We start from the raw sequence: 12,550 nt of genomic DNA, 5'->3' as shown, positions 1-12,550 counted from the left end.
ATGCAGCGCAGCTTTGTGTCACCGCCAACACCGCGCCGCCTTACCAGGTGGCGAGGATTCGCGCTGTTGGCGGCGGCCCTGTTATGCATACCAGGCAGCTTGACCGTCGCCGCGGAGCCGGCTGATGCCGAGGCTGGCCGCGCGCTGTTCCTGAAGGGCTCAACGCCGGCCTGTGCCGTTTGCCACACAATGGCCGACGCCGGCGCCACGGGGGCCGTTGGACCCAATCTGGACGAGCTCAAGCCGGACGCGCAGCGAGTCATGCAGGCCGTACGCAACGGCATCGGCGTCATGCCGGCTTTTGACGCGTTAAGCGATGGGGACGTACAGGCGCTTGCGAACTATGTGGCCAGGGCAACCGGTGCAGCACAGTAGCCCCGAGGCCTTGGCGGCACATTGACCGCGAAGTTGGCTACAGAGTGGGAACTGTGCCGCCGTCGATCCGATACTCGCACCCTGCGATCGAAGCAGATCGCGGAGACGCCAGGAACGCGATCAGATCGGCAACCTCCTGTGGCTTTGCGGGTCGGCCCACAGGAATTCCTCCCAGCCAATCCATGACGATTTTCTTGCCTCCCTCGTAGTCCGTTCCGGCGTCTGCCGCCATCCGCTCTGCAAACGCCACGGACGCCTCGGTCTCGACCCAGCCCGGCGCAACGCTCAGCACGCGAACGCCCTTCGGCGTCACCTCTCTTGCCAGCGACTTGCTGTAGGTCGTGAGCGCCCCCTTGGCCGCGGCGTAGGCGGTCGTGGACTCGGGCAGCGGCAGCACGCGCTGGATGGAGCTGACGTGAATGATGACGCCGGAGCCCTGAGCCAGCATCGCCGGCAGCAGCGCACGATCCAAACGTACGGCAGGCATGAGGTTCAGATTCAATTCGGCTAACCAGTGTTCATCACTGATCGCAGCGAAACCGCCGCCGGGAGTGTTCGACCCGCCGAGCACGTTGATCAAGATGTCGACGCCGCCCCAATCCTGCATGATGGTCTGGGCCAGGTGACTCGTGCCTACGGCCGTCGACAGATCGGCAGCGATGTAGTTGACCCCCTCCACACGCTGCGCAGGCACAGTCCGCGCGGATGTCGCCACCCGAGCGCCGGCCTCCGCAAAGGTTTTTACGACGGCGGCGCCAAGGCCCAGCGTGCCGCCGGTCACCAATGCTCTAAGGCCATTCAGGTGAAGGTCGAAGCTCATGCCGAGATCTCCAGCGATGCGATCAGGCCGCGTTCCAGGCGAAAGCGATAGGACAGAACGACCGGACTGCCAGGGAAGTTGCCGGCGACGTTGGCGCGGACGAGTTGGAAGCCGTCCTCGCGCTCAATGGCGAACGGCACGCTTGTCGCGCTGTACTTGGCCGATGCCTCGGCCATAAAGGCCTTGATGGCGTTGATGCCCGTGTAGGTATGACCGTCGTCCTTCATGACGGCCTGCGCCGTGAAGCAATGCGCCAAGGCTTCAGGCTTGTGTTCAGCCGCGAAGTACGCGGCAATGGGCTCAGGAAGGGGCAAGGCGTTCATGTTGTTGGCTCCATGGGGTCAGTGAAGGCATCAGGATGCGCGCCAAGGTGAATTTAGTGAATACCCTACAATCTTGATAGGTCATGTAGGAAACAATACATAATGCGTGGATCCGACTTCGCTGAACTGAAGGCCTTCGTGGCCGTCGTGGAGCGCCAGAGCTTTGCCCGTGCCGCAGAGCATCTGGGCCTGTCGCCTTCGGCACTCAGCCAGACCATCCGTCAGCTCGAAGGCCGCATCGGCGCTCGCCTTCTGAATCGCACGACTCGTAGCGTCGCGCCATCGGCCAGTGGCGAACTGCTCTACAAGCGCATCGCTCCGCTGTTTCGGGAGATGGCTGCCGCAGTCGCAGAAGCCAGTGAGGCGACAGGACAGATGAGCGGCACGCTGCGGATCAACACGCTGGGGATCGCAGCGCGAACCCTCATCGCGCCCCGGCTTTCACGCTTCCATCAGGCACACCCTGACGTGGTTCTCGACATCGTGGTCGACGACGCGCTTGCCGACATCGTCGTCGGCCGCTTTGACGCGGGCATCCGCGTGGGTGGACGGCTCGAGAAAGACATGGTTGCCGTCCGCCTCACGCCCGACTTGAACATGGTCGCCGTGGCGTCCCCGGACTACCTCGCGCGTCGCGGAATACCCAAGTCACCCGCCGAGTTGCATGACCACGCATGCATCAACTGGCGGCTACAGATGGACGGCAGGCACTATCGCTGGGAGTTTGAGAAACGGGGGCAACGACTCGAAGTAGCGGTGGACGGCCCCGTAGTCACCAATCATGCCGACATCGGCATTGCCGCTGCGCTGAACGGGCTCGGCATTGCCTATCACTTTGAGCTAGATGGCGTGGGTGAGCTTTTGGCGCAGGGACGGCTTATCCAGGTCCTGGCGGACTGGTCGATTTCGCGCCCAGGGCTGTTCCTCTACTATCCGAACAGACAGCATCGACCCGCCCTCCTTGGTGCGTTCATCGACTGCCTGTTGGACCGAAAACCGTTCGATCGGCTCTAGGCCCTGAAAAAGCAATCGAATAGGGCAAGCTACAAGAACCCGATCCATCTGCCCGCTACCAGGCAGCCCGTCCACAGCAGCAGCGAGACGGCGGCCTGGCAGCGCAGCGCGATGGACGGGCGGTCTCCCTGTAATACCTGTCCCCATGCCCTGCCCCGCCGCACGAGCCACGCGTTGATTGCGCCCGCGCCCAGCAAGCCCATCTTCACCACGAATGCCGGGTTCTGCAGGTATTCCAGCGGACGCACGGTAAACAGCGTGGCGCCGGTCAGTACGGCCAGCGCAAGGCCCACCGCAGCCGTGCGCGCCAGCACAGGCGCCAGCAGCGCCAAGGAGGTGGGCTTGAGGACGCCGAGCAGGCGCAGGTCCAGCGGAACGATCGAACCGATCAACAGCCCGATGGCGCCGATATGGGCGGCGTTGACCAGAAGGTATAGCGTGCCGGACCGTCGCAGCCACAGCGCCGGGGGCAAGGCGGTAAGCTGTTCCAGCGCCAGCCGAAGCAGTTCGGGCATGACTGAGGGCCGTGCGGCTCAGGGTTTCTTGATGCGGCTGGGATAGATGTCGTAGGTCTTGCCGCCCACCATGATCTGAACGGCCTTCATGCGCTTGTTGCCGGCGTCCTGATCGCGGTTGCCAATGGCGGTGATTTCGTCGCCCGGCTTGGCGGAGCCCTCGACGAACCCCGCTTCCTTCGTCTGGGTAGGATTGCCGAGTTCGACCACCCAGACACCATCATTGGCCCGCACCCTTAAATTGGGATGGGGCGGCGCAACCTGCACCTGCTCGACCGTGCCTTGCAAGGTCATCTGTTCGGATTCCGCCCAAGACCACCCGTGATGCGCCATGGCCGCGGGGGCCACTGCCGCCAGCGCGGATAACGCCAGCCCTGCCAATAACGCGCGTTTCGATAGCTTCATGTCGATGCTCCTGGGTTGCGGTTGGCCTGTCGGCACGGCCCGGCGCCGAAGCGTGGCGGGCTGTGAGGCAAGCATAGCAGCGGGACAGCGGTTCTTGCCACGGCGGACAGCGGCTATGCCCAGCCCCGGTGCAAACCCGCGCGCCGCGTCGATCTACACATCCGTACAGGCCAACTTCTGTTAACCGAATCTCAAGTTGAATGAACTTCGACACTAGGTTCACGCGCCTGACCCAGCCAATCCAGCGCGGCCTGCACCGCGGGCATTCGCGTTCCCTGCTGGCGATAGATGGCGCCGATTGCGCCGAAATTTCCCTCGATGCGCAAAGGCAGGACATCCAGCGCGCCCCGGTCGCGGTAGAACTCGGCGATGGCGGTCGGCATGGCCGCGAGCCAATCGCTACGGCAGATATGAGCCAGCGTCGCCAGCAGCGAATTCGTATGAATGCGGGCCGGCGGCACCGGCAGGCCGGCCTGCTCGAATGCCCGCTCCAGCCGTTCCCGCAACATGGTGCCCGGCAAGGGCAAGACCCACGAACTCCCCTGCAACTCGCGCAGATGCAGGCCGCGCCGGCCTGCCAACGGATGACCCGGCGCCGATACGATGCAGATCGGTTCATCGTGCAGGCGCATCGCTTCGCATTCGGCCGGCAGCGGACGTCCGCCCAGCCGGCCCAGGACGATATCCAGATCGTCCACGGAAAGCCTGTCCAAAAGGTTGTCCAGTACACCCTCCACGAGCGTCACTTCCAAGGCGGGAATGCGTTGGCACAGCGCGGCTATCAGCTGCGGAGCCACCGTGACCGCCGCCGACGGCAGCGTGCCCAGCCGCAGCAAGGCGCATCCACGTTCCTGCGCGGCCTGCAGCTCCGCCGCGACCCGTGCCGCCGAACCCAGGGTGTGGCGGGCGTGCAGGATCATGATGGAACCGGCGGCGGTGGGCTGAGTGCCATGGCTTGTGCGCTCGAACAGCGCATGGCCCACCTGCTCTTCCAGCTGCGCCAGCGCCTTGGACGCCGCCGGCTGCGACATGTGCAGCCGATCCGCCGCGCGCCCCAGATTGCGCTCCTCATCGAGGGCAATCATCAGCTCCGCATGGCGTGGCTTCAGATGCGTACCAAGGCGTACGAACATGGCATAGATAACTGAATGGTTATGGTCCGGTGAGTTTATTTCATTTCCCGGGCATGAACGCCGCGCCCATACTGTGCAGGCCGCGTTCCATGCGCGGCATGGATGGAGACAGACAATGAAAAAGACACTAGCCGCGATGGCGGCTTGTACCGCCTTGGCGTCGCCAAGCGCGTACGCCGCGGATACCTATCCGGCCAGGCCCGTGCAGGTCGTGGTGCCGTTCTCGCCGGGCGGCGCGGTGGACGTGCTGACACGGCAGCTGGCGCAGCGTCTGCAGGCCCGGGGCTACACGATGGTCATCGAGAACAAGCCCGGCGCCGGGGGCAATATTGCCGCCAGCCTGGTGGCGCGCGCCAATCCAGACGGCTATACCTTGCTCATGGGAACCACCAACACCCATGGCATCAACAGCGCCTTGTACCCCACCATGCCGTACGACCCGGTCAAGGATTTTGCCCCGGTCGGCATGGTGGCTGAAAACGTGGTGGTGCTGCTTGCGAACCAGAGCTTTCCGGCCCGGAACCTGTCTGACGCAGTGACTGTGCTGAAGCAGAATCCCGGCAAATACACCTACGCCTCGCCTGGCGTAGGCACCGTGCATCAGCTTGCCATGGAGCAGCTGAAGCACGCCGCCGGTCTGGACGTAGTGCACGCGGCGTACAAGGGCGCCGGGCCAGCGATGAGCGACCTGGTGGCCGGACACGTGCCGCTGATGATAGGCGGCATTGCGCCAGCGCTGCCGTTCCTGTCCGATGGCCGGGTCCGGGTGCTTGGCGTCGCCAATCCCGAGCGCTATCCGGCCCTCCCCGATACGCCGCTGTTCTCGGAGGTGGCCCCAGGGGTGAGCGTGCAGTCGTGGATCGGCCTGTTCGCTCCGGCCGGAACACCAGCGCCGGTGATCGAACGCCTGAGCGCCGATTTGCGGGCCGTGCTGCAGAATCCCGAATTTACCGCCGCGCTGCAACCGCTGGGCATGGCTCCGCGTCCGATGACGCCGCAGGCGTTTGGCGACATGGTGCGCAACGACATGCCCAAGTGGAACGCAGCGGTAAAAGCATCGGGAGCCACGCAATGAAGCCCGACCGTCCCGTGAACTTTCTGCTGTTCATAACCGACCAGCATCGCGCTGACCACCTCGGCGCCTATGGCAACGGCGTCGTCGCGACGCCCCATCTGGACCGCATGGCCGCCGGCGGATGGCGCGCGGACAATATGCATGTGGCCACCCCCATATGCATGCCGAACCGCGCCAGCCTGATGACAGGCCGCTATCCATCCGCCCACGGCGCGCGCCACAATGGCATTGCGCTGTCGCTGCGCAGCAGGACCTTTGTGGACATGCTGGGCGCGGCGGGCTGGCGCACCAGCGTGGTGGGCAAGCTCCATCTGCAGAACATGACGGACATCCCGCCTTCCTGGCCCGTCCGCGCCGAGGATCGTCTTCCGCTGGAAGCAGTAGCGCCGGATGCCAGCGGGCGCTACGACCAGGAAAACCGGCGCTCCTGGCTGGAACGCGACGATTATGATCTGAGCTATCCCTACTACGGATTCCAGCAGGCGGACCTGGTGGACGACCATAGCGATCAGCCCCACGGGCATTACCGCTATTGGCTGCGCCGCCATCATCCGGAGGTGGAGGCGCTGATCGGCTTTGAAGCCGCCATCGAGACGCCGGATTATGAGCTGACCCGCATTCGCCAGGCCTGGCGGACCCGCGTTCCCGAGGAACTGTATCCCACGGCGTACATCGCGGACCGCACGATCGAAAAACTGCGTGAATACAGCCTCGGCGACAGCCCCTTCTTTCTGCAGTGCTCCTTTCCCGACCCGCATCACCCCTTTACGCCGCCGGGCCGCTACTGGGACATGTACAAGCCGGAGGACATGGAGCTGCCCGCGTCCTTTCTCGACGGGCATTCCATACCACCGCATGTGGCGTGGCTGCGCGACCAGCGCGACAGCGGCAAGGCCGTCAGGCACACCCCGGCGATCTTCGCCTGCAACGAGCGCGAAACGCGCGAAGCGCTGGCATTGAACTATGGATCCATCGCCAATATCGACCATCATATCGGCCGCGTGCTGGCCGCGCTGGAACAAAGCGGGCTGGCGGACAATACCGTGGTTATCTTCACCAGCGACCACGGCGACTATCTGGGCGACCATCAACTGATGCTGAAGGGCCCCATCCACTACCGGGGCCTGACCCGGGTGCCGTTCATCTGGCGGGACGGCGCCAGCGCCACCGGGGGTTCCGCCAGCGATGCGCTGGTTAGCACGATCGACATCGCGCCCAGCATCCTGGCGCGCGCGGGCGTCCAGCCCTACAACGGCATGCAGGGGCACGATCTTGCTGCGGTCATTTCGGGCCAGGCTGTCGGCGTGCGCGATGCGCTGATGATCGAGGAGGAAGGCCAGCGCGTCATCCTGGGTTTCGACCGCCGGATTCGCTGCCGCACGCTCCTGGCGGAAAACCATCGCCTGACGATATACGACGGCACAAATTGGGGAGAGCTATACGACCTGCGCAACGATCCGCACGAGTTGCAAAACCTCTGGGACGCGGCACAGAGCGCGCAGGTTCGCGCGCGCCTGCTGGAGACACTGTCTCGGGCCATGCTGTCCCACATCGACACCAGCCCCTACCCCACGGCCTTGGCGTAGCCGCCATGCTGTCCTCGAGGGAGGCTTCGGCCGGGCCCGCAAGCCCTCCCCGCAAACGCGGCTACAACCCGCACCGCATTTTTCGTGGTTATCGGAGTTGGGCCACGGGAACTAGGCCTCCAATCTGAACTGCGGCAATGTGATCTCGGGGGAGACCGGCTCAAAGCACACTCGCACCCGGGCGCCAATTCTGATCGCTTCGGCTGAACAATCCACAATGTTGGCCATCATGCGCACGCCTTCGTCCAGGTCGATCATGGCGACGACATATGGCACTTTTTCGCTCAGGGCGGCGTTGCTCGGGCGCCGGTTGATGGTGTAGGTGTAGACGGTTCCCCGGCCAGCGGACTCGATCCACTCGATGCTGTCCGACAGGCAGGCGGTGCAGAATTCGCGCGGGTAGAACTGACGCGTTTTGCAGCAGCAGCATTGCTGGACGACCAGGCGATGGTCCTTCGCCGCATCCCAGTAAGGCTGGGTGATCCGGGTCGGTTGCGGCAGCGGGCGTTGGGCTTGGTCCATGGTCAGACTCCGAGTATCAGGGTGGTGTTGCAGGAAAAAACCAGGCCGGGCGCATGCACCAGGGCTATTTCAGCCTTGGGCAGTTGGCGCTCGCCGCATTCCTTGCGCAGTTGATGCACGGCCTCTAGCAGCAGCAGCATGCCGAACTGGCCGGGATGGTTGTAGGACAGACCGCCGCCGGAGGTATTGATGGGGAAGTCGCCTCCGGGAGCCAGGCGCCCATCCGCCACGAAGGCGCCGCCCTCCCCGCGCTTGCAGAACCCCAGCTCCTCCAGCGACTGGATCACGCCGATGGTGAAGTGGTCGTAGATCTGCACCACGTCGATGTCCGCGCGCGTGACGCCGGCCATGGCCAGCGCGGCATCCGCCGTCTGCTTCACATTGGTGTCCAACCAGTCCACCGTATTGAAGGGCGTGTAGTGGTGCGAGAAGGATTCGGCAATACCCATCACGTAGACCGGCGGCCGCTTGAGCGTGCGGGCGCGGGCGGCGGACGTGACGATGACGGCGCCGCCGGCGTCGGTCACCAGGCAGCAATCGCGCTGGCGCAAGGGGTCGGCAATCATTTTGGAAGCCATGACTTCCTCGATCGAGGTGTCCTCGCGCCGGTAGGCTTTGGGGTTGAGCTGCGCCCACTTGCGCGCCGCCACCGCCACTTCGGCCAGGTCCTTGTGGGTGGTGCCATAGCGCTGCATGTGCAGCTGCGCCACCATCGCGTAATAGCCGATGGGGCTCAATTGCCCGTAGGGCGTGATGAATTGGCCGCGCGGCATGCGCATGTCTTCGGGCGTGCCGCCCACCTTGCGCGTGCCGTCCGACAGCTGGGTGCTGCCGTAGGCCACCAGCGCCACCTCGCACATGCCGGCCTCGATGGCCGCCATGGCGTGGCGGATGTGCATGACGCTGGACATGCCGCCCACGCTGGTCGAATCCACGTAGCGCGGCCGTATGCCCAGGTATTCCGCCAGATGCAGGCCGGCGAACTTGTCGTCCACGTGCGCGAACACGCCGTCGACGTCCTGCAGCGTCAGCCCGGCATCGCGCAGGGCGCGGGCGGACGCCTGCGCCTGCAGGTCCAGCGAAGTCATGCCGGGGACTTTCCCCAGGTCGGATTCGGCGGCGCCGACAATGGCGACCGATTTCGAAAGATGCTTGGTCATGTAGGGATCAGTTCCTGTCGAAGTCGAAGAAAAAAGTTCAAAGCGTGCGGGCGATCAGTTCGCGCATGACTTCCGAGGCGCCCCCATAGATCCGGTTGGGTCGAACGTCGGTGTAGGCGCGGGCAATGGGGTATTCGCGCATGTAGCCGTAGCCTCCGTGGAACTGCAGCAGATCATCGATCGCGCTGGTGGCTTCGGACGCCCACAGTTTGGCCATGGCCGCCCCCCCGGCGTCGAGTTCGCCGTCCAGGTATTGCTGCACACAGCCGTCGACGAAGGCGCGGGTTGCGGCGGCCAGGGTCTTGATATCGGCCAGCTTGAACCGGATGTACTGGTTGTCGATCAGGGCCTTGTCGAAGGCGCGCCGTTGCTTGGTGTAGTCGACGGTCCATTGCAGCGCGCTCTCCAGCGCCATGGCGCAGCGCACCGCGATCATCAGGCGTTCGCGCACCAGTTCCTTCATCAGATAGCCGAAGCCCTGGCCCGGCTCGCCCAGCATGTCCTCGTCCGGCACGAACATGTCCTGGAAGAACAGCTCGGCCGTGTCCTGCGCCTTCTGACCGACCTTGTCCAGCAGCCGTCCCCGCGTGAATCCAGTGGCCGCGGTATCGGCCCAGAACAGGCTGATGCCACGCGCGCCGGCGCCGGGGTCCGTCTTGGCCACCACCAGCACGCGGTCGGCGTGAAAGCCATTGGTAATGAACGTCTTCTGACCGTTGATGACGTAGCCGCCCTGCGCCTTGACCGCCGCGGTGCGTATGGCCTTGACGTCGCTGCCCGCTCCCGGCTCGGTCATCGCGATGGATGCGACGATGTCGCCTCGTGCCATGCCGGGCAGGTCGCGTTGCTTCTGGCGCTCGGTGCCGAAGTTCAGCAGATAGGGCGCCACGATGTCTGAATGGGTGGTGAAGCCGGTGACGCCAGTGGCCAGCGCGCGGGCGATCTCCTCCACCACGATGATGGTGTGCAGGAAATCTCCGCCGCCCCCGCCGTATTCCTCGGGGGTGCTGGGCAGCAGGATGCCGGCCGCGCCGGCCCGGCGCCACAGATCTCGCGGCACCAGACCGTCCTGTTCCCATTGGTAGTGGTGGGGCGTGATCTCGTCCGCGATGAAACGCGCCACGGTGTCGCGGAACAGTTCATGGTCCGCGGAGAAAAGTCTGCGCTGCTGGTTCATGCCGTCTCCTGATCTGTCATGGTGGGCCGCCTAGGCTTGCGGCCAGTAGCGCTGTTTGACCAGGCGCTTGAGCAGCTTGCCGGTCTCGGTGCGCGGCATGTCGCCGGAAAAATCCACGCTCTTGGGGCACTTGACGGGCGAGATCCGGTCACGGCAATAGGCGATCAGTTGCTGCGCCAGTTCGGGACTGGCAGCGGCGGGATCGCGCAATTGCACGACCGCCTTCACCTCCTCGCCGAACTCCTCGTTCGGCACGCCCACCACCGCCACGTCGGCCACCGCGGGATGCGTACTGAGCAGGTTCTCCGCTTCCTGCGGATAGATGTTGACGCCGCCCGACACGATCATGTTGGACAGGCGGTCGGTCAGATACAGATAGCCATCCTGGTCCAGGTAGCCGATATCGCCGTAGGTGGCCCAGCCGCGCGCGTTGTAGGCGCCGCGTGTCTTGTCCGGATCCTTGTGATATTCAAAGGAACCGCCGCCGGAAAAGTAGATGACGCCGGGCTGTCCCACGGGCAGTTCGTTCAGCCCGTCCTCGCTCATGATGTGAGCCTGGCCGAACTCCGGCCGGCCGACCGACCCGCGATGCGTCAGCCATTCCTCGGAGCCCAGCGACGTGCGCCCCACCAGTTCCGTGCCGCTGTAGTACTCGTACAAGATCGGCCCCCACCACGCGATCATGGCTTCCTTGACGTCGGCCGGGCACGGCGCGGCCGCGTGCACGGCATAGCGCAGCGTGGACAAGTCATGGTGCTCACGCACTTCCCGCGGCAGGCGCAGCAGGCGGATGAACATTGTCGGCACCCACTGCGAATGCGTGACGCCATAAGTGGCGACGGCCTCCAGAGCCGCTGCCGCGTCAAATTTTTCCATCATCACGCAGCTGCCGCCCGCGCGCAGTGCCGCCATGTTCCAGCGCACCGGGGCTGCGTGATAAAACGGCGCAGTCGACAGATAGACCGTGTCGCGGTCGAATGCCTTCCACGCGCTGCTGGGCGCGTCCCCCACCCGGAAATAGCGGTTGGCCACCGATAGCGGACGCTTGATGCCCTTGGGCAGGCCGGTGGTGCCCGACGAATACAGGAAATCCGTGCCTTCCGGGGTTTCTGGCAGCGCCACATCGTCGGCGTAGCGGCCGATCCACGCCTCGTAAGAGATCGCGCCGGCGTCCACGCCGTCCATGCGGACGCGCAACACGCCGCGCGCATCCAGGCTGTCCGCATCCGTTTCGGCCTGCGTGTGGCTCGAATAGAACAGCACCCGCGCGTCGCAGTTGTCGATGATGTAGCGCGCTTCCTCGCGCTTCAGGTGGCGGCTGATGGTGGTGTAGTACAGCCCGACGCGATGCGCGGCCCACAGCAGTTCAAAAAAGCGCGGGTGGTTTTCCAGGAACACCGCGATCACGTCGCCGGCCCGCAGGCCGGCGTCCAGCAAAGCAGTCGCGCATTTGCGGCTGCGCAGCTCCAGCTCGCGCCAGGTCACCGTGGTTCCGGAGGGAATCATGCGGTAGGCGATGCGGTCGGGCATCTCCCGGGCATGGGCTTCAAGTGCAGACATAGGTTTCACCTCTCGTTCGCGCAATACGCCAGGCTGGCGACGCCGTTGCTCAGCACCACCGTGTCGCGCTCGTCGGCCACGGCGCGAAATTGCAAGCTGTCGCCGTCGCGCCAGATCTCCACGCGCAGCGTCTCGCCCGGAAAAAACGGCGCGGAAAAGCGCGCGGCGATCGCGCCGAGCCGTTGGGGCGCTGAGCATCCGCACGCTTGCAGCAGGGCGCGCGCCGCCATGCCATAGGTGCACAGGCCATGCAGGATGGGCCGGTCAAAACCGGCGGCACGCGCCATGTGCGGCAACGCATGCACCGGGTTGAGGTCGCCGTTCAGGCGGTACAGCAACGCTTGTTGCGGCAGCGTGGGCAGCAGCACGACCTGATCGGGTTCGCGCTCTGGCGTGGCCGGCAATGCTTCGGGCGATGCGTCGCCCGGGCCAAAGCCGCCATCGGCGCGGCAGAACGACACATGTTCAACGGTCGCCAGCGGCACGCCGCTCTCGGCGTCCGAAATGTCGCGCACGGTCACGACCAGCGCGCCCTTGCTGGCGCCCTTGTCCACCACCCGCGTGACGCGAGTCTGGCTGCGTACCGCGCCGGCGGGGGCAAGCGGGGCATGGAAAGTCATGCGGTGCTCGCCGTGCAGGATCTTCAACCAGTCAATGCCGGTGGCGGGATCCGCCGCCCAGCCGTTGGGCGCCCCGATGGTGGCCAGGAAAGTCGGCACCACGGCCGTTTCCTCTTCATGCACGTAGCGCAGTTCGCTTTCATTCGCAGGATCGCTGCCGTAGCCCAGCCCCAACGCATAGATCATGCAGTCGCGCGCGCCGTAGCGATCGACGCGGTCCTCGAACTTCCAGTTGCGCAGGTTTTGATAATCGATTGCCATGGAT

General features: G+C 64.9%; 14 protein-coding genes. 4 read left to right on the top strand and 10 right to left on the bottom strand.

What is annotated here, in order from left to right; all coding sequences use genetic code 11:
• Window positions 1-375: a SorU family sulfite dehydrogenase c-type cytochrome subunit gene (sorU, locus tag CVS48_RS11280; protein ID WP_100854527.1), complete on the top strand. Its 375-nt coding sequence runs from the start codon at window positions 1-3 to the stop codon at window positions 373-375.
• Between the two features lie 37 nt (window positions 376-412).
• Here sorU and CVS48_RS11275 read toward each other — a convergent pair whose 3' ends face one another.
• Together CVS48_RS11275 and CVS48_RS11270 are read right to left on the bottom strand one after the other, a co-directional pair.
• Window positions 413-1,195: an SDR family oxidoreductase gene (locus tag CVS48_RS11275; protein ID WP_100854526.1), complete on the bottom strand. Its 783-nt coding sequence runs from the start codon at window positions 1,193-1,195 to the stop codon at window positions 413-415.
• Window positions 1,192-1,518, bottom strand: coding sequence for a nuclear transport factor 2 family protein (locus CVS48_RS11270; protein WP_100854525.1), 327 nt, complete (start codon window positions 1,516-1,518; stop codon window positions 1,192-1,194). The genes CVS48_RS11275 and CVS48_RS11270 overlap by 4 nt, the downstream gene beginning before the upstream one ends.
• Window positions 1,519-1,620: 102 nt before the next feature.
• On the opposite strand from CVS48_RS11270, the gene CVS48_RS11265 reads away from it, so the two are divergent.
• Complete coding sequence (locus tag CVS48_RS11265) at window positions 1,621-2,532, top strand: LysR family transcriptional regulator (protein ID WP_100854524.1); 912 nt, start codon at window positions 1,621-1,623, stop codon at window positions 2,530-2,532.
• Between the two features lie 29 nt (window positions 2,533-2,561).
• Here the strand turns inward: CVS48_RS11265 and CVS48_RS11260 are convergent, their stop codons facing one another.
• From CVS48_RS11260 to CVS48_RS11250, 3 genes are all read right to left on the bottom strand, one after another.
• On the bottom strand, window positions 2,562-3,047 hold the full coding sequence (locus CVS48_RS11260; protein WP_100854523.1) for a DUF6644 family protein: 486 nt from the start codon (window positions 3,045-3,047) through the stop codon (window positions 2,562-2,564).
• Between the two features lie 18 nt (window positions 3,048-3,065).
• Window positions 3,066-3,452 carry a DUF6152 family protein gene (locus tag CVS48_RS11255; protein ID WP_100854522.1) on the bottom strand — a complete coding sequence of 129 codons (387 nt, stop codon included), beginning with the start codon at window positions 3,450-3,452 and terminating at the stop codon, window positions 3,066-3,068.
• A 191-nt stretch (window positions 3,453-3,643) separates the two neighbouring features.
• Window positions 3,644-4,585 carry a LysR family transcriptional regulator gene (locus CVS48_RS11250; protein ID WP_242001319.1) on the bottom strand — a complete coding sequence of 314 codons (942 nt, stop codon included), beginning with the start codon at window positions 4,583-4,585 and terminating at the stop codon, window positions 3,644-3,646.
• Window positions 4,586-4,700: 115 nt separating this feature from the next.
• Between CVS48_RS11250 and CVS48_RS11245 the strand changes: the two genes are divergently transcribed.
• Window positions 4,701-5,660: a Bug family tripartite tricarboxylate transporter substrate binding protein gene (locus tag CVS48_RS11245; RefSeq protein ID WP_242001320.1), complete on the top strand. Its 960-nt coding sequence runs from the start codon at window positions 4,701-4,703 to the stop codon at window positions 5,658-5,660.
• Complete coding sequence (locus CVS48_RS11240; RefSeq protein ID WP_100854520.1) at window positions 5,657-7,246, top strand: sulfatase family protein; 1,590 nt, start codon at window positions 5,657-5,659, stop codon at window positions 7,244-7,246. The genes CVS48_RS11245 and CVS48_RS11240 overlap by 4 nt, the downstream gene beginning before the upstream one ends.
• Before the next feature lie 111 nt (window positions 7,247-7,357).
• On the opposite strand, the gene CVS48_RS11235 is transcribed toward CVS48_RS11240, so the two are convergent.
• From CVS48_RS11235 to CVS48_RS11215, 5 genes are read right to left on the bottom strand one after another with little or no spacing between them, the layout of a single operon-like run.
• A complete protein-coding gene (locus CVS48_RS11235) occupies window positions 7,358-7,768 on the bottom strand; it encodes a Zn-ribbon domain-containing OB-fold protein (protein ID WP_100854519.1) in 411 nt (136 codons plus the stop codon).
• Window positions 7,769-7,770: 2 nt separating this feature from the next.
• The gene (locus CVS48_RS11230) at window positions 7,771-8,928 is read right to left on the bottom strand and encodes an acetyl-CoA acetyltransferase (RefSeq protein WP_100854518.1); all 1,158 of its coding nucleotides are present in this window, start codon (window positions 8,926-8,928) and stop codon (window positions 7,771-7,773) included.
• 37 nt (window positions 8,929-8,965) lie between these two features.
• A complete protein-coding gene (locus CVS48_RS11225; protein ID WP_100854517.1) occupies window positions 8,966-10,105 on the bottom strand; it encodes an acyl-CoA dehydrogenase family protein in 1,140 nt (379 codons plus the stop codon).
• A 30-nt stretch (window positions 10,106-10,135) separates the two neighbouring features.
• Window positions 10,136-11,665, bottom strand: a complete 1,530-nt coding sequence (locus CVS48_RS11220) for an AMP-binding protein (RefSeq protein ID WP_100854516.1) — start codon at window positions 11,663-11,665, stop codon at window positions 10,136-10,138.
• 5 nt (window positions 11,666-11,670) lie between these two features.
• Window positions 11,671-12,546: a MaoC family dehydratase gene (locus tag CVS48_RS11215; protein ID WP_100854515.1), complete on the bottom strand. Its 876-nt coding sequence runs from the start codon at window positions 12,544-12,546 to the stop codon at window positions 11,671-11,673.
• Window positions 12,547-12,550 lie beyond the last annotated feature (4 nt).

It is taken from the genome of Achromobacter spanius, from assembly GCF_002812705.1.
GTDB classification, from domain to species: Bacteria; Pseudomonadota; Gammaproteobacteria; order Burkholderiales; family Burkholderiaceae_B; genus Achromobacter; species Achromobacter spanius.
Note: the sequence above shows the minus strand (reverse complement) of the source record. Positions and strands in the feature narration are given on the sequence as shown.